This is a genomic window from Stappia sp. ICDLI1TA098 (genome assembly GCF_054880955.1).
In genome coordinates this window covers 1,874,286-1,898,264 of record NZ_JBTZBT010000001.1, presented here as the reverse complement: position 1 = coordinate 1,898,264, position 23,979 = coordinate 1,874,286, and the positions used below count along the sequence as shown (strand labels likewise).

19 protein-coding genes, 1 tRNA gene and 1 pseudogene are annotated in these 23,979 nt (G+C 64.2%); 12 read left to right on the top strand and 9 right to left on the bottom strand.

Annotated features, from left to right (window positions below; translation table 11 throughout):
* Positions 1-37 precede the first annotated feature (37 nt).
* The 3 genes from ACSLUQ_RS08640 to ACSLUQ_RS08630 form a co-directional block, all read right to left on the bottom strand.
* A complete protein-coding gene (locus ACSLUQ_RS08640) occupies positions 38-1,762 on the bottom strand; it encodes a cobalamin-dependent protein (RefSeq protein ID WP_417772665.1) in 1,725 nt (574 codons plus the stop codon).
* A 55-nt stretch (positions 1,763-1,817) separates the two neighbouring features.
* On the bottom strand, positions 1,818-2,096 hold the full coding sequence (locus tag ACSLUQ_RS08635) for an acyl carrier protein (protein ID WP_417772666.1): 279 nt from the start codon (positions 2,094-2,096) through the stop codon (positions 1,818-1,820).
* A gap of 275 nt (positions 2,097-2,371) precedes the next feature.
* Positions 2,372-3,520: an acyl-CoA dehydrogenase family protein gene (locus ACSLUQ_RS08630; protein ID WP_417772667.1), complete on the bottom strand. Its 1,149-nt coding sequence runs from the start codon at positions 3,518-3,520 to the stop codon at positions 2,372-2,374.
* A 654-nt stretch (positions 3,521-4,174) separates the two neighbouring features.
* Here ACSLUQ_RS08630 and ACSLUQ_RS08625 point away from each other — a divergent pair.
* The 9 genes and pseudogenes from ACSLUQ_RS08625 to ACSLUQ_RS08585 all read left to right on the top strand — a co-directional run bounded on the left by ACSLUQ_RS08625 (position 4,175) and on the right by ACSLUQ_RS08585 (position 14,387).
* A complete protein-coding gene (locus ACSLUQ_RS08625; protein WP_417772668.1) occupies positions 4,175-5,203 on the top strand; it encodes a LysR family transcriptional regulator in 1,029 nt (342 codons plus the stop codon).
* Between the two features lie 281 nt (positions 5,204-5,484).
* Complete coding sequence (ilvD, locus tag ACSLUQ_RS08620) at positions 5,485-7,158, top strand: dihydroxy-acid dehydratase (RefSeq protein WP_417772669.1); 1,674 nt, start codon at positions 5,485-5,487, stop codon at positions 7,156-7,158.
* A 212-nt stretch (positions 7,159-7,370) separates the two neighbouring features.
* Complete coding sequence (gene dctP, locus ACSLUQ_RS08615) at positions 7,371-8,639, top strand: TRAP transporter substrate-binding protein DctP (protein WP_461808260.1); 1,269 nt, start codon at positions 7,371-7,373, stop codon at positions 8,637-8,639.
* A 76-nt stretch (positions 8,640-8,715) separates the two neighbouring features.
* Positions 8,716-9,420 (top strand): TRAP transporter small permease, encoded by a 705-nt coding sequence (locus tag ACSLUQ_RS08610; RefSeq protein WP_461808259.1) that lies wholly within the window; start codon positions 8,716-8,718, stop codon positions 9,418-9,420.
* Positions 9,417-10,700, top strand: coding sequence for a TRAP transporter large permease (locus ACSLUQ_RS08605; RefSeq protein WP_417772672.1), 1,284 nt, complete (start codon positions 9,417-9,419; stop codon positions 10,698-10,700). Before ACSLUQ_RS08610 ends, ACSLUQ_RS08605 begins: the two co-directional genes overlap by 4 nt.
* 28 nt (positions 10,701-10,728) lie before the next feature.
* A complete protein-coding gene (locus ACSLUQ_RS08600; RefSeq protein WP_461808258.1) occupies positions 10,729-11,400 on the top strand; it encodes a YggS family pyridoxal phosphate-dependent enzyme in 672 nt (223 codons plus the stop codon).
* A gap of 48 nt (positions 11,401-11,448) precedes the next feature.
* Positions 11,449-12,795: a hypothetical protein gene (locus tag ACSLUQ_RS08595; RefSeq protein WP_461808257.1), complete on the top strand. Its 1,347-nt coding sequence runs from the start codon at positions 11,449-11,451 to the stop codon at positions 12,793-12,795.
* Between the two features lie 29 nt (positions 12,796-12,824).
* Positions 12,825-14,093: pseudogene (locus tag ACSLUQ_RS08590) on the top strand (amino acid adenylation domain-containing protein); the annotation flags it as partial.
* Positions 14,070-14,387, top strand: a complete 318-nt coding sequence (locus ACSLUQ_RS08585; protein ID WP_461808485.1) for an AMP-binding enzyme — start codon at positions 14,070-14,072, stop codon at positions 14,385-14,387. The pseudogene ACSLUQ_RS08590 and the gene ACSLUQ_RS08585, both read left to right, overlap by 24 nt.
* A 97-nt stretch (positions 14,388-14,484) precedes the next feature.
* Here the strand turns inward: ACSLUQ_RS08585 and ACSLUQ_RS08580 are convergent.
* Together ACSLUQ_RS08580 and ACSLUQ_RS08575 are read right to left on the bottom strand one after the other, a co-directional pair.
* Positions 14,485-14,560 (bottom strand) — tRNA-Cys (locus tag ACSLUQ_RS08580).
* 279 nt (positions 14,561-14,839) lie between these two features.
* Entirely contained in the window at positions 14,840-15,301 is a 462-nt protein-coding gene (locus tag ACSLUQ_RS08575) for an Lrp/AsnC family transcriptional regulator (protein WP_417772676.1), read from the bottom strand.
* A 431-nt stretch (positions 15,302-15,732) separates the two neighbouring features.
* Between ACSLUQ_RS08575 and ACSLUQ_RS08570 the strand changes: the two genes are divergently transcribed.
* The 3 genes from ACSLUQ_RS08570 to ACSLUQ_RS08560 all read left to right on the top strand — a co-directional run bounded on the left by ACSLUQ_RS08570 (position 15,733) and on the right by ACSLUQ_RS08560 (position 18,779).
* On the top strand, positions 15,733-16,764 hold the full coding sequence (locus tag ACSLUQ_RS08570) for a TRAP transporter substrate-binding protein (RefSeq protein ID WP_461808256.1): 1,032 nt from the start codon (positions 15,733-15,735) through the stop codon (positions 16,762-16,764).
* A gap of 80 nt (positions 16,765-16,844) precedes the next feature.
* Positions 16,845-17,372: a TRAP transporter small permease subunit gene (locus ACSLUQ_RS08565; RefSeq protein ID WP_417772678.1), complete on the top strand. Its 528-nt coding sequence runs from the start codon at positions 16,845-16,847 to the stop codon at positions 17,370-17,372.
* Between the two features lie 45 nt (positions 17,373-17,417).
* Positions 17,418-18,779 carry a TRAP transporter large permease gene (locus tag ACSLUQ_RS08560; protein ID WP_417772679.1) on the top strand — a complete coding sequence of 454 codons (1,362 nt, stop codon included), beginning with the start codon at positions 17,418-17,420 and terminating at the stop codon, positions 18,777-18,779.
* A gap of 134 nt (positions 18,780-18,913) precedes the next feature.
* Here the strand turns inward: ACSLUQ_RS08560 and lpdA are convergent, their stop codons facing one another.
* From lpdA to ACSLUQ_RS08540, 4 genes are read right to left on the bottom strand one after another with little or no spacing between them, the layout of a single operon-like run.
* Positions 18,914-20,305, bottom strand: coding sequence for a dihydrolipoyl dehydrogenase (gene lpdA / locus ACSLUQ_RS08555; RefSeq protein ID WP_417772680.1), 1,392 nt, complete (start codon positions 20,303-20,305; stop codon positions 18,914-18,916).
* Between the two features lie 4 nt (positions 20,306-20,309).
* The gene (locus tag ACSLUQ_RS08550) at positions 20,310-21,680 is read right to left on the bottom strand and encodes a dihydrolipoamide acetyltransferase family protein (RefSeq protein WP_461808255.1); all 1,371 of its coding nucleotides are present in this window, start codon (positions 21,678-21,680) and stop codon (positions 20,310-20,312) included.
* A gap of 3 nt (positions 21,681-21,683) precedes the next feature.
* Positions 21,684-22,697 carry an alpha-ketoacid dehydrogenase subunit beta gene (locus ACSLUQ_RS08545; RefSeq protein WP_417772682.1) on the bottom strand — a complete coding sequence of 338 codons (1,014 nt, stop codon included), beginning with the start codon at positions 22,695-22,697 and terminating at the stop codon, positions 21,684-21,686.
* 1 nt (position 22,698) lies between these two features.
* Complete coding sequence (locus tag ACSLUQ_RS08540) at positions 22,699-23,931, bottom strand: thiamine pyrophosphate-dependent enzyme (protein WP_461808254.1); 1,233 nt, start codon at positions 23,929-23,931, stop codon at positions 22,699-22,701.
* Between the last annotated feature and the right edge of the window lie 48 nt (positions 23,932-23,979).

Below are 23,979 nucleotides of genomic sequence, written 5' to 3'. Positions count from 1 at the left end.
CTGACGCCGCCTTCCCGCATTGGCAGGCCAGGCGGCGTCAGGCCGCCTGCGTCTCGCGCACGCAGGCCGAGATGATCTCCGCCGGCACCGTGTGATCGTCGTACCAGCGGCCCGAGAGGGGCTTTTTCACCAACGCCACGTCGGCGGCGTAGGAGAGGATCTCGTCGTTGTGCTGCCCGACCTCGCGGCGCAGGCTGTCCGGCAATCTGCCTTGCAGCGTCATGGCCCGGTCGACCGCGCCGGTGAGGTAGCGCAGGTGATCGATGCGGTCGTTGACGATCTTGATCGAGCGCGGCGTGATGCGGCCGAAGTCGGCCTTGAAGTTGGCCATCCGTTGCATCGCGTCATAGGTCGAGGGCAGGAACTCCTCCCGCTTCATCCAGCGCGTCTCGTAGTTCATCGCGTCGTGCCAGCGCGGCTGCGTCAGCGACTGGCGATGGGATTCGAGATCGCGGTGGAAGACAGTGTAGCCGTGCTGCTCGGGCTCCTCGAACCACTGACAGCCAGGATCGAGGAAGGGCACCATGCCGAAGATCGTCGGCACGATCTTGTCGTTGGGGAACTTCTCCATCAGCCGGGCGGTATAGTCGACCGTCTCCATCACCGAACTGTGGGTCTGCCGGGGCATGCCGATCGTGTACCAGAGGAAGACACCCTTGATGCCGATATCGAGCGCCTCGGCGATCCAGGCTTCCATCTCCTCGTTGGTGTAGGTTCCGCGCCCCGTCAGCCGGCTGATCTCCACGTCGTGCGACTGCGGCGACAGGTTGATGTAGATGTCGAGCCCGGGCGCGACCTCGACCATCTGGCGCAGGACAGAGGGCTTGGTCAGGCGGAACTGCTCGAAGGAGACCGACTTGACCACGCCGCTGTCGGAAACCGCCGCCAGATATTCAAGCAGGCGCGGGGAGGATTCCGAATAGGCCTGAAGCGTGTAGACGCTGAGCGGCGACTCCGTCTTCGGGAAGGTGGTGATCTCGCGCACCAACTGCTCCGAGCGTCGGTGGAAGACGGTCTTCTTCTCCACGTTCATCATCCGCTGGTAGGCCCAGCGGGAGCCCGAGCACCAGCCGCAGCTTTGCTGGCAGCCGGTGTTGGGCAGCACCATCAGATTGGGCATGTTCAGAAGGCTCGAGGTCTTCGGGAACATCTTCGACCAGTCGATGGCGACGTCGTTCAGCACCTCCGGCGTGTAGCTGTGGCCGTTGTCGATGACCTCGCCCGCGTCCTTGTAGACCAGGTTCTCGACATTGAAGCGCCCGCGCACGCCGCGCTTGATCTGGCCGACGAGATCGGCGAGCGGCTCCAGCGTGTCGTAGCCGCGGATGACGCCGTCAATCTGCGGGTATTGCATCATCTCCTTGGCGTAATAGGTGGAAACGATGCCGCCGAAAGTGATGAAACTGTCCGGATGGACCTTCTTCAGGACACCGGCCACCTCGATCGAACCCTGGCAGTGGGGAAGCCAGTGCAGGTCGATGCCGAAGGCTGGTGCGTCCAGGTGCTCGAACAGCTTCTCCACGTCGAGCGTCGGGTGCTTGAGCATCAGCGAGGCAAGGTTGACGATCTTCACGTCGAGCCCGCGCTCGGCCAGAAAGCTCTTGATCGACAGGAAGCCGAGCGGATGCATCTCGAAGATCGGCGTGACGTTGCTGCTTTCCTGGCTGGAGTACCAGCCGAGCACGAAGTCGTCGCGATTGCGGAAGTCGAAAATCGCCGGTGCATGCACCAGGATCAGGTCCGCCTTGATGGTGCTGGTCATGAACGCTTCCTCCCTGAGGGTCTGTTGATCCCGTCGTCAGGCCGTCCGGCGCGGCTCAGGCCGCTGCGGCGGTGATCTTGGAGTGGCAGAACTGCGAAAGGGCGCTCAACGTCTTGTAATTCTGGGAGGAGATTTCGTCCTCGTCGATGACGACCGAGAAATGCGCCTCGATGAACTCCGTGATCTCGGCGATGCCGAGGGAATCGAGAATGCCGCTGTCCAGCAGGTTCTCTTGCGGATCGATGCCGCCTGACACGTTCACGCTCGAATGCTCGAGCAGATAGTCGCGAAGGACGGTTTCGACGTCGACAAGGTCGGGAGTGGAAGCGCTCATGATCTTTCCTCCTGCTGCCGGAAAATGACGGATCGCTATGATGTCGCGAGGTATCATTCCGGTGGTTCACCATTTTCCTTGTGCGAATACTTTTGTTTTTGCTCTGCGTTTCGCGATGAATTTGATTATGTTTTGCAAAAATGGCGCGTCAATGGAATAAAACATAGTATTTTTGTATTATTATGTATTTTTAATGTATTTATAAATTTGAAGTTGGCGCGGTTCATCGTTCTTCGCCGAATTCTCGCGAAGTTTTTCTTGCGTGAAGGGGGGGCTTAGAGGCCGAGTGCCCGCGCGGCGATGGTGCGCTGGATATCGGAGGTGCCGGAGTAGAGAAGGCTGCCGACCGCGTCGCGGAAGTCGCGTTCTACCTCATAATCGGCCATGTAGCCGTAGCCGCCATGGATCACCACCGCGTTTTGCGAGGAGGTGACCCATGCCTCGCTGAGGAAGAGCTTGGCGAGCGCCGCTTCCATGGCGCAACTCCCCTGCGTTTTCTTCATCCAGGCGACCTTGTAGAGCAGAAGCCGAGATGTCTCGTGGCGCAGCTTCATGTCGACGATCCGGTTCGCAACCGACTGGAACTTGCCGATCGGCTTGCGGAACTGGGTGCGCTTGTTGGCGTGGGTGATGCAGTGCTCGAGCTGGTTTTCCATCGCCCCGACCAGGTTGGCCAGGATCGACGAGCGCTCCCATTCCATCGAGTTGTTGAAGATGCGTCCGCCCTGGCCCTCCTTGCCGAGTCGGGCCGTAGCCGGCACGCGGCAGTCCTCCAACGTCAGCCAGGCCATCGGCGACGTCCTCAATCCCATCTTTCGCCGGTTCGGGCTGATTGTGAGGCCGGGCGTGTCGCGGTCGACGACGAAGCCGGTGAGGCCGAGCGAGCCGGCGCTCTTGTCGACGGTTGCGAAGATGACGAAGACGTCGGCGACGGGGCCATTGGTGCAGAACACCTTGGCGCCGTTGAGCACATAGTCGTCGCCGTCGCGGCGTGCCGTTGTGCCCAGGCTCATGACGTCTGATCCGGCCTCCGCCTCGGTGATGCCATGCGCGCCGATCAGATCGCCGGCGATGAGGCCCTTCAGGTATTTCTCTTTCTGCTCCTGCGAGCCGAACTGGGCGATTGGCATCTGAACGGTCCACATCTGGCCGTTCATGCTGAAGAGCAGGCCGTTATCGCGGCACCCGTAGCCAAGCGCCTCCATGGCGAGCACGGTTGTGATGATGTCCTGTTCGCTGCCGCCGTATTCCTTCGGGAAGGGCAGGCCGAGGATGCCGAAGCCGGCGATCTTGCGCCAGAGGTCGCGCGACAGTTCGCAATCGGCGTCGCGCTGCTTCAGGTCACCCTCGTTGAGCTCCTCGCGGGCGAAGCGGACGACCTTTTCCCGAAACGTTTCCTGTTCCTGCGTGAACCCGAAATCCATCTCCGCATCCTCCCTTCATGCCGGCAAGGCGGAACGGCTGTCCCGCCGGGGAATACAACCTGATTGCGGTCCTGGATGGGGCTTGGGAGACCGGCGCCCTTTCTCCGGGCGCTTCAGGCCGTCCTTGTCGCTCTGTCTGGAGAAGCTTGTTTCAGCACCGGGCTATGCCCTGATTGCTCTTATCTTGTTTTTCTCCTGTAAACATATGTATCTCCACACATCAATGTTATGGAAATATTATATTTATATATAAAAATTCTGGAAGATATTATTGTTTCTCGATTGGGTGGATAATATTTAACAAAATTACAAACCTGCCCGAAGGTGGATCGAGAAATACAAAAAATCACTAAATGTTATGCGTTCGATATCGCGTCAAACGGGTGACAAAATCATATTGCGTGTATTATCATTTAAATTAGAACGGGAGTTCAATTAAACATGCAACCAAAAGACTGCATTCCCGTCTAGAGGAAAAGCCTATTATTCCGCGTGGAATAAGTCGCTCTGTGAATGACTGCCGTGTGCCAACGGCCGGGTAACGGCTCTGGCGCGTCTGGTGGGGCGGAGTGTCCGGCCGCTTGCGGAAAACCGACTTCGGGCATGCGCGCCGTACCGGCCGACATGTCGCTGAGCTAGGGAGTGGAAGGCAGCATGAATCTTCGCAGGCTGAAGTTTTTCGTCACGGTTGCAGAGGAATTGCATTTCGGGCGGGCCGCCGAGCGGCTCTGCATGACGCAACCGCCGCTGAGCCAGGCCATCCTCGCGCTGGAGGACGAGCTTTCCGTCACCTTGTTCAAGCGAACGAAGCGAAATGTCGCGCTGACGCCGGTGGGCGAGCATTTGCTGTCCCATGTCACCAAGCTGCTGGAGGAGGTGGAGGCCCTGCCGGGGCTTGCCCGCCAACTGGCGCGTGGAGAGATCGGGTCGCTGAAGCTCGGTTTCGTCACCACCGCCGACTACAACCTGCTTCCAGACCTGATCAGTCGCTACAGCGGTGCCTATCCGGAGGTGCGGGTGTCGCTGAAGGAGATGACAAGCGATCTGCAGCTCGATGCACTTTTGCAGGGGGACCTGAATGCCGGGCTGATCATCCCGCTGCACCAGACGTTGCACGCCTCCTTGTCCTACATGCCTCTTATGCGCGAGCCGTTGCTCGCAGCCGTGCCGGAGGAGTGGATGCGCTCCGGCCGGCTCGAACTGTCGGATGGGAAGCTCTGTCTTCGCGATGTCGCGGACGAGCCGCTGGTGTTGTTTCCTCGCCGCAGCGCACCCGCTTTCCACGACATCATCACCACCTATTTCGTTGCCAACGGCATTCAGCCGACCATCGGCCAGGAGGCGATCCAGATGCAGACGATCATCAGCCTGGTCTCGGCCGGAATGGGGATCGCGCTGGTGCCCGGGTCGCTGCGCAAGCTCGGCCGTTCGGGCGTGCGCTATGTTCCGCTCGACGGGCGGCCGCCCACCATCGAGACCGGTCTCGTCTGGCGGCGGGACGACGTCTCGCCAACGGTGTCGCGCCTCGTCGAGGTGGCGCGCATGGTAAGCGCGCGCGGAGAGGGCGAGGCCCAGCCGGCTGCTGGAATGGCCTCCTCGCTCGCTGATGCTCCGACCGTCGCGATGGCGCGCAATGGCGCGGCTTTCAACGGCGTTGCACACGCGGGAGAGGGGCGCTCCTGAGACGGTTGGCGGGGCTCTCCTGGAGCCCCGTCGCGGATGTCGATTAAGACGTAAAAGCTCTCAGTTTGGTCTGAGAAATATATTTCTGAAATGAATTTTCGCGGGCTAGGTTTTTCTCGCGGGAGCGCGAAAAGCGGTCGGTTCGCCAGGGGCATACGCCGCCTGGCCATCGCGCGGAGGCGTTGTCCGGGGCATGGGCTCCCCGGTCGTTCGCCACGAGGGCGCGATGGGCCGAAGTGTCCCGCGGACCGTTTGAATTGCCTGCGAGGGAGGATGTGCGGGTGGCATACAACGAGCGTTCGAAGACGATTTCGCAAGGGATCGAGCGTTCGCCGAACAGGGCCATGTTCTATGGCCTCGGCTATACGAAGGAAGATTTCGACAAGCCGATGATCGGCGTGGCCAATGGCCATTCGACCATCACGCCGTGCAATGCCGGCTTGCAGCCGCTTGCCGATATCGCCGTCGAGGCGATCCGGGAGGCTGGCGCGAACCCGCAGATCTTCGGCGTGCCGACGATATCGGACGGCATGGCGATGGGCACGGAGGGCATGAAATACTCGCTCATCTCGCGCGAGGTGATTGCCGATTGCGTCGAGATGACCGTCCAGGGCCAGTGGATGGACGGCGTTCTGGTTCTCGGGGGCTGCGACAAGAACAAGCCGGGAGGCATGATCGGCATCGTGAGAGCCAATGTGCCGGCGGTCTACGTCTATGGCGGGACGATCAAGCCGGGCAAATGGAAGGGGCAGGATCTCTCGGTGATCTCGGCTTTCGAGGCGGTCGGCGCGATCAAGGCCGGTCGCATGAGCGAGGAGGATTTCGAGGGCATCGAGCGCAATGCTTGCCCGACCACGGGCGCCTGTGGGGGCATGTACACGGCCAACACCATGAGCTCCTCCTTCGAGGCGCTTGGCATGGCGCTGCTCTACTCCTCGACCATGGCCAACATCGACAAGGAGAAGTTCGATTCCACGGCCCGCTCCGCGCAGGTGCTCGTCGAGGCGGTGAAGAAGGGGCTTAAGCCCCGCGACATCGTGACGAGGAAGAGCGTCGAGAATGCGATCGCGCTGGTCATGGCGACCGGCGGCTCGACCAATGCGGTGCTGCACTATCTCGCGATCTGCCATGCGGCCGGGGTGGAATGGACGCTCGACGATTTCGAGCGGGTGCGCCGCAAGGTGCCGGTGATCTGCGATCTCAAGCCCTCGGGCAAATACATGGCCGTAGATCTGCACAGGGCGGGCGGCGTACCGCAGGTTCTGAAGATCCTGCTCAACGCCGGCCTGCTGCATGGCGACTGCATCACCGTCACCGGGCGGACCATCGCCGAGGAACTCGCCGATGTGCCGGACGAGCCGGCCGCGGATCAGGACGTCATCCGCCCGATCGACAAGGCGCTCTACAAGCAGGGCCATCTGGCGATCCTGCGCGGCAATCTGGCCGAGGACGGCGCTGTCGCCAAGATCACCGGCCTCAAGTCGACGTCGATCACCGGCCCGGCCCGGGTCTTCGACGACGAGCAGTCGGCGATGGATGCGATCCAGTCGGACCGCATTCGCAAGGGGGACGTGCTGGTGCTGCGCTATCTCGGCCCCAAGGGCGGGCCGGGCATGCCGGAGATGCTGGCGCCGACCTCGGCGATCATCGGGCGTGGACTTGGCGCCGATGTCGGTCTCATCACTGACGGCCGTTTCTCGGGCGGGTCCTGGGGCATGCTCGTCGGGCATGTGACGCCGGAAGCCTTCGACGGTGGAACCATCGCGCTGGTCGAGGAGGGTGACGAGATCACCATCGACGCCTCCCGCCATCTGCTCCAGCTCGAGGTCGATGACCAGGAACTGGCGCGCCGGCGTGCCGCCTGGAAAAAGCCGGAGCCACGCTATCGAAGCGGCGTTCTCGGCAAGTTCGCGCAACTCGCCTCGCCGGCGAGCAAGGGTGCGGTCACCGGCTGAGGCAGCGCAGCCTGGGCTGAAGGCAAAACAACACGGACCTCCCGGGGCGGCCGATCCGCCCCGGAGTGTCCGTATGTCCTTTTCTTATATTTTATTTCTATTGTCAGTTTCAGGTAATCAAAAATAGAAAAATAGAATTAGACCTGAACAACTTCGCGTACATATTCTGAAATCCTGATCTTCGGAAATAATAACCCTGTCAGGAGGGGCGGATGCCGCGTGAAGACGATTGCTGTCGGTCCGACTATGGCGTCGAACTGATCTTCGGCGGATCTTCCGCCTGCTTCGCACGGCCTTCCGGGACCGCGCCCCGGACCCGCCTTCACGCCTCCCTTCGGAGTACACTGACTTCGCCGCGCCAGATCCGCGGTGAGGCGCCCCGGCAGCGGGCGTCCCGCCCGACCGGCAGGCGGCTCGCGGTCCGCCGCCTGCTCGCCGGGGCGGTTTTCGCGCTGGCCGCCCTGGCGCCCGTCGCCGCGCCGGCGGCGAGCTACACGATGACGATCGCCCATCTCTATCCTGACGATCTGACGAACAACGAGACCGCGCCCGCGCTCAAGCATTTCGAGCAACTGGTGGAGACCGCGACCAACGGCGACATCGATGTGCAGGTGTTCGGCAACGGCGCGCTCGGCGGCGAGGTCGAGATCGCCCAGCAGGCGCGGGCAGGCATGACCATCCAGTCGGTGATGCTCGGCTCCGGTACTCAGGCGACCTTCTTCCGCGACTACGAGATGATCACCTCGCCGTTCCTGTTCCCCGACTACCGCACGGCCTGGACCTTCTTCGACAGTCCATGGTTCGCGAAGTTCATGCGTCCGATGGTCGAGCAGGCGGGCCTGCGCTATCTCGGCACGCTCGACGACGGCGGCGGCTTCGTGGCTTTCGCCAACAACAAGCGGTTGATCCGAACCGTTGAGGACCTGAAGGGCCTGAGGATCCGCATCGAGGAGAACCAGGCGCACATGACGATCATGCGCGCGCTCGGCGCGGCGCCCACGCCGCTGCCCTGGGGCGAGTTGCAGACCGGACTGGCGACGGGGCTCGTCGACGGCCATTTCCATGCGCCAGGCGTCAATGACATCTTCAAGTTCTACGACGTTGCCGACTACACGACCTGGTCCGGGCACGTCTACAACACGATCACCTGGAGCGTCAGCGAAACATGGTTCAAGACGCTTCCCGACGACTACAAGATCATTGTCATGTCGGCGGCGCGTGAGGCGGTGGCCATGGCACATGGCATCGCCACCCAGATCACCGTGATCGGCTGGACCAATTCCTGCAAGAAATTCAAGGAATGCTACGTCCTGCCCGACGCAGAGAAGGCGCGGATGCGCGCCATTGCCCAGCCCTACTATCGCGACTGGCTGGTGGAGACCTTCGGCCCCCGCGCAACGCTCTACGACGACCTGCGCGCCGAGGTGGATCGCATCCACCGCGAGCTCAGGTCCGAGGTCGTCGAGAACTATCTCGAATAGCGGCAAGCCGCCAAGGCTTGCCCCGACGCTAGCGCACCGCCTGCCGGGACGGTCCGCAGCCATGAGGAACCGTGCGATGATGACCCTGACGATGCCGTTGCGGCGGGCAAGCGATGCCGTCAACCGGACGACGATTGCCGTCTGCGCGGTGCTGCTCGCCCTCATGCTGTTGATTTCGGCCGCCGGCGTCGCGCTGGAGGCCGGACTGGCGCTGGCGGCGCGCACGGGGCATGCCGAGCTTTTCGAGAGCGGCATCCTTGCCTGGCTCTACTCGAACACGCGGCCCTCTCTCTTCCGGCTGCTTCTGCCGTGGTTCGCGATGCTGTCGATCACGGTTGCCTTCAAGTACGGCGAGCACATCGCCATCAGTGCGCTGGCGCGCGGCCTGCCCGCATGGGCGAGGGGGTTGATGCGCGGCATCTGCTTTGCCTGCATCGCACTCTTCGCGGTTTCTCTTGTCTGGTACGGCGCGGGCTTCTTCGAGCACGCGACCAATCTCTATGTCCTGTCCGACACGCTCCAGGTCTCGCACCGCTGGACGGCGGCCAGCGTGCCGGTTGCCGGCGTGATCCTCTGCGTTCACCTCGTCGACGGACTGGAACTGCTTGAAGAGCGCGGCGTCATGGCGCTGGAGGAGGAGGGCGTGCAGGACGACGGCCGGAAGGGCGTCGAACCCGGCGAGCCGACGGCCGAGGCCGAGACGGTTGCCGGGCTGGCGGAGGCGGAGGTTGGAACAGCCGGCGGGTCGCAGCCGCGCGCGATGCTGGAGGCAACCCGATGAGCGCCTCGCTCGCCTTCGTGGTGCTGATGTTCGTCGGCGTGCCGCTCGGCCTCGTTCTGACGGCGGCGGGTCTCGTCGGCGCCTGGTCCATCGGCGGGCCGGCGTTCCTGGCGATCCTCGCCGACCGCTTCTATTCCGGCGTGTCGGGCTATGTGCTGATCGCCGTTCCCTATTTCATCATCACCGCCGAGATCATGAACCGAGCAGGTCTGACCGAGCGGCTGATTGCCTTCGCAAGCTCGCTGTTCGGGCGGATTCCGGGGGCCCTGTCCCATGTCAATGTGACCACCTGCCTGCTCTTCGCCGGGTTGACCGGCGCTGCGGTGACGGAGACGGCGGCCATCGGGCGCACGCTGATCCCCTCGATGCGCCGCGAAGGCTACAGCGCCTCCTATTGCGCGGCGGTCACGGCCTGTGCGGCGATCGTCGGGCCGATCATCCCGCCAAGCATCATCATGATCGCCTATGCGGCGGCGCTACGCGATATCTCGATCCTCGGGCTTTTCGCAGCCGGCATCGTGCCTGGGGTGATGATGGGGCTGGCCATGCTGGTTGTCAGCGGCATCGTGTCCTGGCGGCGCGGCTATGCCAGTCACGGCCGGGTGCGGCTGTCCGTCGTGCTCTCGACCGGCGCCAGCGCCCTGGCGGCGATGGGTATTCCGGTGGTTATCCTGGGCGGGGTGCTGACGGGACTGACCACGGTCACCGAGGCCTCGGTCATCGCCTGCATTTACGCGCTGGCGCTTGGCGGCCTGGTCTATCGCCGCCTAAGCCGCCGCGACCTATGGGAAGCCCTCGTTTCCACTGTCAGCTTCAGCGGCGTCGTGTTCCTGCTTCTGGGGGCCTCGAACGTGCTCGGCTGGTACGTGACACGCTCGGGCATCGCCCGCCACGCGGCAGAAACCATTGCCGCGATGAGCAGCGATCCGGTTGTCCAGATCCTGGCGGTGGCGGCGCTTCTCATCGTCACCGGCATGTTCATCGACGTGCTGCCGGCGATCATCGTCGCCGTCCCGGTGCTGGCACCGGCGCTGGTGGAACTCGGCTTCCATCCGCTGCACGCCGGCATGGTGATGCTGCTCGCGCTCAATCTGGGAAACATCACGCCGCCTGTCGGGCTGACGCTGATGACGGCGGCCCGCATCGCCAACGCGCCCTACGAAAGTGCGGTGCGCGAGGCCGCGCCCTTTGCGCTCGCCCATGTGGTGATCGTGGTGCTGTGCGCCGTCTTTCCGGCGCTGACCCTGGCTGTTCCGCGCTTCTTTGGCGCGGGGATGTAGACGCAACGAACCAAACGGGACGGAGACGATGGATCAGACGGTGGAACGCCTGACGGCGGTATTGAGGAAGATCTCGGCGGCGGAGGAAGTGCGCGAGCAGGCCGGCGATCCGGTGACGCTCGTGACGGTCAGCAAGACCTTTGACGCGGATGCGATCCGTCCGGTGATCGCCGCCGGAGCGCGCGTGTTCGGCGAGAACAAGGTGCAGGAAGCGCAACAGAAATGGCCGGGCCTCAAGCAGGAGTATCCCGACATCGAGCTGCGCCTGCTCGGGCCGCTGCAATCCAACAAGGCGCGCGACGCGGTGGCGCTCTTCGATGTCATCGAGACGGTCGATCGGGAGAAGATCGCCGCGGAGCTTGCGAGCGAGGTGCACCGGCAGGGGCGTCGGCCGCGCTTCTACGTGCAGGTGAACATTGGCCGCGAGCCGCAGAAGGCGGGGATAGATCCGGATGAGGCCGTCGCCTTCGTGCAGCGTTGCCGGGAGCTTCACGGGTTGGAGGTCGAGGGTCTCATGTGCATTCCCCCGTCCGGGGAGGACCCGGTGCCTCATTTCGGGCAACTGGCGCTGCTCGCCGATGAGGCTGGCCTCGAGAAGCGGTCGATGGGCATGTCAGGGGACTTCGAGAAGGCCATCGTCTGCGGCGCGACGAGCGTGCGCGTCGGCTCGGCGATCTTCGGTGCCCGCACCTACGCCTGAGGATGCGAACGGGCCCGCGCTGGCCGATGACTTCGAGGAACGACTGCCATGAACATGCACCAGAAGCTGAACTACCAGATCACCCATCGGTTCGACGGTCTCGACATCGGCGAGGATGAAGTCCGCCGCCTTCTCAACATCGCGAGCTGGAACGGCGCGGTGCCGCATTTCAATCGCCGCGGCCGCGGTTCCTGGGAGATGCTCTCCGCCCCGGTTGCGCTCAGGGACGATCCGTCGCGTACCTATCATGCCGCCAAGCTCAAGGGCGTCGGCCTTTGGAACCCGGTGATGCCGGGCGACGCGGAATATTCCAACAAGCTGCATGACGACGCCGGCAACGACCCGGTGCCGCCGCTTACCGATCTTCTGGAATATCTCGTCACCTATCCGCATTTCGGCGTCTCGGCGGAGGGTGAATACAAGTTCGCCTATTCCTCGCCCAGCCCCATTGGCGGCATCGTGCACGAGCGCGCCCACCGCGAGTTCTGGTCGTCCGAACGGCTGGTCAAGGCAGGCGTGCCCACCATCGCGCCCCTGGCGGTGATCCAGTACGACGAAAGCCTGCGCTTTCAGGGCGAGCCGATGGGAGCGGTGATCACCCTGTCTCCGGGCGTGGCCGCCTACAGGATCTCGGAGATCCTGTTCGGGTCGGCGATGGAGCGGGGATCGGATCCGAAGTTCGATGCCCATTACGACGATATCCGCGAGGCGCTGGGGGTGGAGGGCGACCCGGACGACGAGCGCGTCCGCCTGCGCGTGATCTGTGCGCTTGCCCGTCAGGCCGGCAAGCTGCTGCATGATTTTTCACTCGCCGAGATGTATCGCTACTCCGGCGACTGGGGGAACTTCGTCTACTCGGTCGAAAGCCGCGCGCTCTTCCTGATCGACCTCGATTCCGTCCAGGACCTGAACGGCCTGCCGGAGGCGGTGCGCCCGATGCAGGTCTGGCGCGATCTCGCCAGCGCCATCTACCGCATGGTCGCCAAGATCGGCTACCCGACGGCGCTCGACAAATACACGCTCGACAACCTCCTCGAGTTCGACCCGATCGCGGCGAAGATCCAGGGCTATTTTCCCGAAATCCCCGAGGAGGAGATCCGCGCCGTTTCCAGGCGCATGTGGAGCTATTTCATTCCCCACCTCTTCCTGTTGAAGAAGCACCGCCACGCGATCCGGCACGAGTGGGATGGCGACCGGCGCAAGAGCTACAAGATGGATCACGACCTCTTCTATATCGTTGCGCTGACCTGCCTGCGGCCGCTTTTCGAGCGCTCGCCCGTTGGTCGCAAGTACCCGAGCACGATCACCGAGGCGGATATGTGGGGCAAGGCGGAGCGCTTTCTGGGAGAGCGGATGGAGTATTTCGCCTGGCTGATGAACCGGCCGGTCGGCTGAGGCCGGGATCGGCAAGTGAGGAGAGCGGGATGGCGAGAACCCCCTGCCTGTTGATCGAGGAGATGGCCGCGCGCGCGCCCGAGGCTCCGGCCCTGTGCTTCGAGGGGGAGACTGTGGACCGCGGCGCGCTCCAGCGTCGCGCCAACCGCATTGCCCGCTGGCTCACGGCGCAGGGCGTCGGCCGGGGCGACCGCGTGGCGGTCTGTCTCGACAAGTCGCCCGATGCGGTCGCCGCCCTTCTCGCCATATGGAAGGCGGACGGCGTGTGCGTGCCGCTCGACGCCAACGGCCCCGCGCCCCGGCTGGCGACGGTGCTGGCCGACAGCGACCCGGCCGCGCTGGTGACCTCGAAGACCAAGGCGCGTCGGATCGACGCGGTCCGCGACGAGGGGGCGGCACTGCCCCGCCGGCTCGAACTTGGCGACGAGGAGGCTGAAGCGGGGCTGTCAGGGCTCGCGGATGGGCCGTTGCCGCGCCGGTCGCTCGACGAGGACCTGGCCTATATCCTCTACACCTCCGGCTCGACCGGCCGGCCCAAGGGCGTGATGATCACCCACCGCAATGTGATGGCGTTCAGCGACTGGGCGGGATCCTATTTCGACGTCAGCGAGGCCGACCGGGTGTCCTCGCACGCGCCGTTTCACTTCGACCTGTCCCTGTTCGACCTCTGGACGACGCTCGTCCACGGCGCGACCGTCTGCCTGGTGCCGCAGGGGATTGGTTTCCTCGGCGTCGATCTCGCGCGGTTTCTAGCGGACAACCGCATCACCGTGTGGCAGTCCGTGCCCTCGGTGCTGATGCTGATGGCGAAGCATCTGGAGCCGGGGCAGCCGGGGCTTGAGACGCTGCGCCTCGTCTTCTTTGCCGGCGAACCCTATCCGCCGCCGGCCCTGCGCGACCTGATGGCCAGGGTGCCGCAGGCCCGCTACGTGAACATCTACGGCTCCACCGAAGCGAACGATGTGACCGCGCTGGAGATCGACACCCCTCCCGGTGATGCGCCGCTCCCCATTGGCCGGCCCTGCGCCCACATGGAGGCAATCGTCGTCGACGACGAGGGACGACTTGTTACGGGAGAGGCGGCGGTCGGGGAGCTCTGCGCGCGCGGTCCGACGGTGGCGAAGGGCTACTGGCGTGATGCGGAGATGACCGCCGCGCGCTTCGTGCAGAACCCCGTCCATGCGCTCTATCCCGATCCGGTCTATCGCTCGGGGGACATGGTCGAGCGCGGCGCCGACGGAATGCTGCGCTATCTCGGCAGGCGGGATGCGCAGGTGAAGATCCGGGGCAACCGTGTCAATCTGCGTGAGGTGGAGGACGCGCTGCTTGTTCATTCTGCGATTGCCGAGGCCGCGGTGATCGATGTCGCGGGAGAGGCGGGCGCGCGACAGCTCAAGGCCTGCCTGGTCCTGGCCGGTGGAGCGGAACTCTCCGCGCGTGACCTCAAGCGCCACTGCCTCGCGCAGCTACCAGCCTATATGGTGCCCGAAATCGTGGAGATGTTTGTCGATATTCCGAAAACGTCGACCGGCAAGATCGACCGCCAGAGCCTGCGCCGCTCCGCCGAGAAGGCGACCGGACCCGCGAACTGAGCCTGCACGTCGCCGAGCCTTAACCTGCCGGGCGCCGCAAGCGCGGCGCGCAAAGGCCATGACCGAACTTCAAAGACCGATTTTCAAAAAGGGAGAGTGGAGGCCTCGCCTGGATTCGAACCAGGATACAGGGAGTTGCAATCCCTTCGCGTCGCCATTTCCGCCACGAGGCCTCAAGTAAATAATGATGAAATTCAAATTAATTTCATTTCGAATAAGTGATTATCATCGTATTGAAAGTTTTTTTCATGGTCAATTGGGCTGAGTAAATCGATATATCTTGAAATCGACCTATCGGAGCGGCGTGTGGTCGAGGCGGAGTGTTGCCGCACAATGGCTGTTTGGCGGGCTGGGAGCGCCGAGCGCCCCGTCCGTGTCGGCGTTGCGCGGTGCTGCCGGGGCCGGGCGCGCGTTGCGACCTTGTCGCGCGGAGCGCCGGTGAACCCGCCACCTCAGATAGGCAGCAGCGAGGTGTACTTCATTTCCTCCAATATCACTGTGCTCTGTATCTCACGCACGCCCGGCATCATCACGAGCTTCTCTCGCAGCAGGATCTGGTAGTGATCCATGTCGCGCACGACGACGCGCAGATGAAAATCGAAGTCGCCGAGCATCAGCTGCACGACCTGAACCTCGGGAATCCGGAACGCCGCTTCCTGGAAGACGGAGATGGACTGGCGGCCGTGTTCGGAGAGCTTGATGCGCGCCAGGATGATCGCGTGAAAGCCGAGTTTTCGCCGGTCGAGAAGAACGGATCGGCCGATGATGATGCCGTCTTCCTGCAACCTGCCGATGCGCCGCGAGCAGGGGGATTGCGACAGGCTCACCCTGTCCGCGACGTCGGAAACGGTCAGGGATCCGTCGTTTTGAAGCACCCGAAGAATCTTCAGGTCCGTTTCGTCGAGCATTGACATGCAATTACCTCCAGACGTAACTTTCACGCGCATTATATGCACAGTAGCGCGGGAATCGCCCGGAAAAAGGCAAGTTTAGTCGATTTCGCGCCCCTATATTCTAGGCGGAGAGCCGGCGCACAAGCGCCGGTTGGGGAGGGTGCCGGAGCGATCCGGAGCAGCTTGAAATGGCCGGTTTTCCTGGGAGGGGAGGCTGGGCGGACGACGGTTTGTATGTTCCGCGTTCCATGCTCAAGACCATCGCGACGCGCCGCCAGCAGCGCGAAATCCCCCCGACCGTCATGTTTGCCCGGCCTATTGGCCGGCGTCGGCTTTTGCGTCGCGTAAAGCGCGGTCGCCATCAGGGAGGATGGCGTCAGCAGTCGCGGCGTTGCTCCTGCGCGGTTTTCGCGGGGGGCGTGCCTGAGCAGCGATAATGGGAGGAAACCATCATGTCCTGGAAAACAAGTCTGAGCCTTGCCACCGCCCTCGTGACACTGGCCGCGGTGCCGGCGGTCGCGAAGACCCTTGAGATGACCAGCGTCTACCCCGGCTCGTTTCCGATCGTCGGGGACATCGGCAAGGACATCGGCAACCGCGTTTCGAAACTGACCGGCGGCGATCTCACCTTCACCTTCAACGAGCCGGGCGCCCTGGTGCCGGCGCCCGAGGCATGGGACGCGGTCTCGACCGGCGCCGTCGACGCGGCCTGGTACTCGACCGGCTTCGCGCAAGGCGTGATCAAGTCCGCGGCAATGTTCACCTCGGTTCCTTTCGGCCCGGAAGCGCCGGAATACCTCGCCTGGTACTACAAGGGCGGCGGCAAGGAAATCTGGGACGACATCGCCGCGAAGCACAACATCGTCAGCATCGTCTGCACCACGACGCCGCCGGAGGCTTCCGGCTGGTTCCGCAAGCCCATCGACAGCCTTGATGATCTCAAGGGCATGAAGATGCGCTTCTACGGACTCGGCGCACGGGTGATGGAGAAGCTCGGTGTCCAGACCCTGACGCTGCCGGTCGGCGACACGGTGCCGGCGCTTGAGCTCGGCACCATCGATGCCGCCGAAGTGTCCATGCCGGCGCTCGACCAGAAGCTCGGCATGCAGGACTATGCCAAGCATTACTACTTCCCCGGCTGGCACCAGCAGACGTCGCTCTATTCGCTCATCATCAACAAGGATGTGTGGGACGGACTGAGCGAGAACGAGCAGGCGGCGATCAACGAGGTCTGCCGTTCGGCGGTGGCCGAGTCCATCGCCTGGGGCGAGGCGATCCAGTTCGAGGCGCTGAGCCAGCTCAAGGAAAAGGGCGTCGTCATGCACAAGTGGTCGCCCGAGATCCTTGCGGCGATGGAGACGGCCTGGCTCGAGGTTGTCGAGGAGATGAAGGCCGAGGACGAGGACTTCGCCCGCGTCTGGAAGTCTTACTCAGACTTCCGCACCAACTACGCCGAGTGGCGCGACCTCGGCTACATGCGCTGATCCCTGCTTGAGACCGGCTTCGGGAGATGCCGGATCGCGATGATCCGGCATCTCCTCTCTCACCAGCGAGGAAACGCGATATGGAACGACTGGCGAGCCTCTTCGCGGCGTTGCCGCGGGGCGCCCATGCCATCGGGAGCTGGATGCTTCTGATCCTGGCCTTCGTCATCGGATATGACGTTCTCGGCCGCAAGTTCTACGATACCGGCTCGATCATGCTGCAGGACCTGGAATGGCACCTGCATGGCGCGGCCTTGATGCTCGGCCTCGGTGCGGCCTATCTGCGCGATGCCCATGTCCGCGTCGATCTCTTTCGCGAGGGCTTTTCGCGCAAGAGCAAGCTCTGGCTCGAAGTCTTCGGGATTGTCTTTTTCCTGATCCCCTATGCCAGCGTGCTCTTTTGGTTTTCCATCGATTATGTCCTGCGCGCCTATGCGTCCGGCGAGGGGTCGGTGTCCGGCGCCGGCCTCGCGCACCGCTGGATCATCAAGTCATTCCTGACGGCAGGCTTCGCGCTTGTTGTCCTGTCGGCAATCGCCGTGCTGCTGCGCGCCATCGACTGCCTGAGGGATCCGGAAGGCACCTCGATGCCCTTCGTCGAAGACTGATCGGGTTCCCGCCCATTCCAATTCCAGATCGAAGGACGCTTCCGAATGCTCGCGGAAATGCTGCCGGTGTTGATGTTCGCCTGCCTGGTCCTCTTCATATTCACTGGCCTGCCGGTGGCCGCCGTGCTCGGCGGCGTGTCGCTGGTCTTTGCCGGCATCGGGTTGGCGATGGGCGAGATACGCCTTGCCCACCTGCCGTTACTGGTCAACCGCATCTTCAGCGGTATCGTCTCCAACTCGGTGATGGTGGCCGTACCGATGTTCGTGCTCATGGGCACGCTCATGGAGAAAAGCGGCATAGCCGAAGACCTGCTCGAAGGGTTGCAGACGCTGATGCGTCGCGTTCCTGGCGGTCTTGCCATCGCCGTGACCATGATGGGAACGATCCTTGCCGCCTCCACCGGCATCATCGGCGCCTCGGTGGCGATGCTGACGCTTCTCGCCCTGCCGATGATGCTGCGCTCGGGCTACGCGCCCTCGCTGGCCACCGGCACCATCGCCGCCTCGGGCACGCTTGGCATCCTCATCCCGCCGTCGATCATGCTTGTCATCATGGGCGACCTGCTGACGGTCTCCGTCGGCAAGCTGTTCATGGCGGCGCTGATCCCCGGGCTGATGCTGTCGGGCTTCTATCTCCTCTATATCGTGACCGCGAGCGCGCTGCGCCCGAAGCTCGCACCGCGCGCGACGGAGCCGCTCAGCGCCGAGGAGCGGCGCGAGTTGTTCTGGAAACTGTCTTCCGGCCTGCTGCCGCCCGCACTTCTCATCGGTCTCGTGCTCGGGTCGATCCTCGGCGGCTTCGCGACGCCGACAGAGGCCAGCGGCGTCGGCGCGCTCGGCGCCCTGGCACTTGCGCTGTTCCGCCGCCGTCTGTCACTGGGCGGGCTGCACGACGTGCTGACCCGCTCGCTCAACACGGTGGCGATGATCTTCTTCATCTTCGTCGGCGCGACGGCCTTCAGCTATCTCTTCCGCCGCTTCGGCGGGGAGCATCTGGTGCTCTCGCTTGCCGATGCGTCGGTGCTCGGCCCCTGGGGCGTCCTGGCGGCGCTGATGCTGCTGATCTTCGTGCTCGGCTTCTTCTTCGACTGGATCGAGATCACGCTGATCATCCTGCCGATCTTCGCGCCCATCGTTGCCAAGCTCGATTTCGGCGCGCATGTCGCCTCTGGCGACGCGGTCTACTGGTTCGCCATTCTCGTTGCGCTCAATCTGCAGACCAGTTTCCTGACGCCACCATTCGGCTTCGCCCTGTTCTATCTGAAGGGAACGGCAAGAGCGCTGGTCTCGCTGAAGCAGATCTACCGGGGCATCATCCCCTTCGTCATCCTGCAGCTCCTGGCGCTGGCGGTGGTCGTCACCTGGCCGGAGGTGGCCATGTGGCTGCCGAACAGGATGTTCGACTAGAACTCGGGAAGGAGCGGTCGACGGACCGCTCCTTCCCGGCTGTAGAAGCGGTCCTGGTTGGCAGCCGGCACCACAACGAAAAATGCCCGGCCAAACGGCCGGGCATTTTCCTTTCCGAGGCCCTGGACGGGTCGTCAGATATGCAGCGCGTGTCCCATCGCGGCGAAACAGGCCTCCTGCAGCGCCTCGCTCTGGGTCGGGTGAGCGTGGATGACGCCGCCGATGTCTTCGGTGCGTGCGCCCATCTCGATGGCGAGCGCGAAGGCGGCGGACAGCTCCGACACGCCGCGCCCGACAGCCTGCAGGCCGAGCACCAGATTGTCGCTCTTGCGCGCCACCACTCGCACGAAGCCGTCCTCGGCCTCCATGGTCATGGCGCGGCCATTGGCGGAGAAGGGGAAGAGGCCGGTCGTGACTTCATGCCCCTCCGCCTTCGCCTCGTCGGGTGACAGGCCGCAGGTGACGATCTCCGGGTCGGTGAAGCACACGGCCGGAATGCAGCGCTTGTCCCAGCGCCGCTTGTGGCCGGCGACGATCTCCGCGACCATCTCGCCCTGCGCCATGGCGCGATGGGCCAGCATCGGCTCGCCGGTCACGTCGCCAATGGCGAAGACGCCCTGCATGGAGGTCTTGCACTGGTCGTCGACGCGCAGGAACGCGCCGTCGGTGGCAAGGCCGAGGCTGGCAATGTTGCCGCTTTCCGAAAGCGGCCGCCGGCCGACCGTGACGAGCACCTTGTCGGCCGCGATCTCGCGGGTCTTGCCGTCCGCCGTCTCGATTTCCAGCCCCTTGTCGCCCAATCCTTTCGCCTTCGTGTCGACGAGTACCTCGACGCCGAGGCTCTTGAGCGACTTCATGACCGGTCGGGTCAGCGCATTGTCGTATTGTGGCAGGACTCGGGAGGCGGCCTCGACGACGGTCACCTTCGAGCCGAGCTTTGCAAAGGCGGTGCCGATCTCGAGGCCGATGTAGCCGCCGCCGACGACGCACAACGTCTCCGGCACTTCGGAGAGCGAGAGGGCTCCGGTCGAGCTGATCACCTTGCCGCCGAACGGCAGGAACGGCAGTTCCACCGGGGCGGAGCCGGTGGCGATAACCACCTGTTCGGCACGGATCTGAACGGTGCTGCCGTCCGATGTCACCTTGACGGTCTTGCCGTCTTGGAAGGTGGCGCGGCCGGCCATGAGCCGCGTGCCGGCCTTCTTGAGCAAGCCGGCGACGCCGGCGTTCAGCCGGCTGACGATGCCGTTCTTCCAGTCGAGCGTCGCGGCGAGATCGATCGCGGGTGACGCCGCGCTGATGCCGAGTGCGCCGGAGCCGGAGGCGAAGCGGCTCAGCTTGTGGAATTCCTCGGCGGCATGGATCAGTGCTTTCGAGGGGATGCAGCCGACGTTGAGACAGGTGCCGCCGGGCTTTTGGTCGTCGATGACGATGGTGTCGATGCCAAGCTGGCCGGCGCGGATGCCGCAGATATAGCCGCCAGGGCCCGCGCCGATGATCAGCAGCCTGCAGGTGAGGTCGCTCATCCGGTCACTCCTCGATGAACAAGAGGGCAGGGGTTTCAAGAAGCGATTTGAGCTTCTGGACGAAAACGGCCGCGTCCCACCCGTCGATCACCCGGTGATCGAAGGAACAGGAGATGTTCATCATCTTGCGCGGCTGGAAGGCCTGGCCGTCCCACATGGGGCGCACAGCCATCTTGTTGATGCCGACAATGGCGACCTCCGGGTGGTTGATGATCGGCGTCGTGGCGATGGCTCCCAGCGGGCCGAGCGAGGTGATGGTGATGGTGGAGCCGGAAAGCTCCTCTCGCGCCGCCTTGCCGTCGCGCGCAGCACCTGCGAGCCGGGTCAGTTCGCCGGCGGCGTCCCACATGGAGCGGGCCTCCGTATGGCGAACGACAGGCACCGACAGGCCGGCCGGCGTCTGCGTGGCGATGCCGATATGGACCGCATCCGACTGGTGAATGACGCCGCCGTCATCGTCGAAGGTGGCATTCATTTCGGGCTGGGCGCGCACCGCGGACACGATGGCGCGCATGACGAAGGGAAGCACAGTGAGCTTGCCTCGGGCTGCGCCATGCTCGCTGTTGAGCTTTGCCCTGAGCTCTTCCAGGGCGCTCATGTCGACTTCCTCGACGATGGTGATATGGGGAATGCGCGACTTGGAGAGCGCCATTTTCTCGGCGATCTTGCGGCGCATGCCGATGACCTTGATGTCGCGTGTCCCGGTCGCCGGCATCCGTCCGGCGGGCGCTCCCGTTGAAGGACCCTGCTCGATATAGGCGTCGAGATCCTCGTGCAGGATGCGCCCGGAAGGACCGGATCCGCCGACAAGGCGAAGGTCGATGCCGCTTTCGAGCGCACGCCTGCGAACCGAGGGGGCGGCGAGGGGCTTTTCGCCACGGGCAAGCGGCTTGCGCTGCGGGGTGGGGCGCGGCGCGGGCTGCGGGCGGGACGCTGCCGCTCCGGCAGGCGTTGCCGCCGCTTTCGCGGAAGACCTGGTGTCGCCGCCATCGCTCGGCGTGGCAGCGTTCTCATTGTCGGCGCCGGGATCGCCCCCCGGCTCGTCGTCTTCCGGCCGGTCGCCCGCCTGTGCCGGGGTGCTTGCGCTCGCGGCAGAGGTGGAGGCGGCTGAGCCACCCTTGTCGTTGCCTTCGCCCTCGACCTCGATCTGAGCGAAGCGGTCGCCGATGGCAATCGTGTCGCCCGGTTCTCCGCACAGCCAGACCACCTTGCCGGTGACCGAGGAGGGAACCTCGATCGCCGCCTTGTCGGTCATCACGACGCCAATCACGTCGTCCTCGGAAATCTCGTCGCCGACGGCAACGCTCCATTCGGTAAGTTCAGCCTCCGCGATGCCTTCGCCGACATCGGGCAGGGTAATGGTGTGGATGCCCATGTCTCAGCCCTCCAGCACTTCGGCAAATGCGCGCTTGATCCGGTCCGGTCCCGGGAAGTAGGTCCACTCCTGGGCATGCGGATAGGGTGTGTCCCAGCCGGTCACGCGCAGGATCGGCGCCTCCAGGTGGTAGAAGCAGGTCTCCTGAACCACGGCGCTCAGCTCCGCGCCGAACCCGGAGGTCTTCGTTGCCTCGTGAACGATGACGCAGCGCCCGGTCTTCTTCACCGACGCCTCGATGGTCTCCAGGTCGAGTGGCAGCAGCGTGCGCAGGTCGATGATCTCCGCGTCCACCCCGGCTTCCTCCGCCGCGGCCTGTGCCACATAGACCATGGTGCCATAGGCCAGGACCGTCAGTGCCGAGCCCTCGCGGTGGATCTTCGCCTTGCCGAGCGGCACCGTATAGTAGTCCTCGCTGACGTCGCCGAGCTCATGCTTCTTCCAGGGAACCACCGGACGGTCGTGATGGCCGTCGAAGGGGCCGTTGTAGAGCCGCTTGGGCTCGAGGAAGATCACCGGGTCCGGATCCTCGATGGCGGCGAGCAGCAACCCCTTGGCGTCGCGCGGATTGGATGGCACCACCACCTTGAGACCGGCGACATGGGTGAACAGGGCCTCCGGGCTCTGGCTGTGGGTCTGGCCGCCGAAGATGCCGCCGCCGGTGGGCATGCGGATCACCATCGGGCAGGTGAACTGTCCTGCCGAGCGGTGGCGCATGCGCGCCGCCTCGCTGACGATCTGGTCGTAGGCGGGATACATGTAGTCGGCGAACTGGATCTCGACGACGGGCTTCAGTCCGTAGGCGGCCATGCCGACGCCGGCGCCGACGATGCCGCTTTCGTTGATCGGCGCGTCGAAGCAGCGGTTCGCGCCGTATTTCTTCTGGAGGCCGGCCGTACAGCGGAACACACCGCCGAAATATCCTACGTCCTCGCCGAAGACGACGACGGTGCTGTCCCGCTCCATGGCAAGGTCGTGGGCGTTACGGATCGCCTCGATCATGGTCATGCGTGCCATGTCAGAACCCCGCTTCCTGGCGCTGCCGTGCAAGATGCGCCGGCATCTCGGCATAAACGTCGTCGAACATGGAGCGCGGCGAAGGCTGGCCGCCGGAAATCAGCGTGCCGTTCGCTTCCGCCTGCTTCTGGCAGGCGCGCACCGTGTCGTTGATCTCCGCCATTGTCTGGGTTTGGCGTTCCTCCGACCATTCGCCGATGGTCACGAGGTGTTTCTTCAGGCGGTCGATGGGATCGCCCAGCGGCCAGGCGCTGACCTCGTCCTTGGAGCGATAAGCGGAGGGGTCGTCCGAGGTCGAATGGCCGCCGGCGCGGTAGGTGACATGCTCGATCAGTGTCGGGCCGAGACCTGAGCGTGCCCGCTCCGCCGCCCAGCTCGCCACCGCGTGGACCGCCAGGTAATCGTTTCCGTCCACCCGGATCGAGGGAATGCCGAAGCCGTGGCCGCGCGCGGCGAATGTCACCGCTCCGCCTCGGGCCATGCCCTGGAAGGTCGAGATGGCCCACTGGTTGTTGACGATGTTGAGGATCACCGGCGCCTTGTAGGTGGAGGCGAAGACCATGGCCGCATGGAAGTCGCTCTCGGAGGTCGAGCCGTCACCGATCCACCCGGCCGCGATCTTGGTGTCGCCGGCAATCGCCGATGCCATGGCCCAGCCGACCGCCTGGATGAACTGGGTGCCGAGGTTGCCGGAGATGGTGAAGAAGCCATGGTCCCGGGCGGAGTACATCACCGGCAGCTGCCGTCCCTTCAGCGGATCGGCGGCATTGGAGTAGATCTGGTTCATCATGTCGGCCATCGGATAGCCGCCGGCGATGAGGAGCCCCGCCTGCCGGTAGGTGGGGAAGTGCATGTCGCCGTCGTCGAGCGCCATGCGGAATGCGCAGGCGACCGCCTCCTCGCCCAGATGCTGCATGTAGAAGCTGGTCTTGCCCTGACGCTGCGCCTTGAGCATCCGCTCGTCGAACTGGCGCAGGGTCATCATGTGGCGCAGGCCCTCGCGCAGGGCGTGGGCGTCGAGCAGGCCGGCCCAGGGACCGACCGCCTCTCCGGCCTTGTTGAGCACGCGCACCACGGAAAACGCCATGTCGCGCATGTTCTCCGGCGCCTCGTCGACCTCGGGTCGTCGCACCGCGCCGGCGCGGGGGATCTCGAAGTCGGAGAAGTCAGGCGTATCGCCGGGTCGGCAACCGGGTTCTGGAACATGCAGCGATAGCGGTCGTGGAGCGGTCATGGAAACTCCCTTGTCGACGTCAGGGCCGGCCGGCGGCCGCCCTTGTGA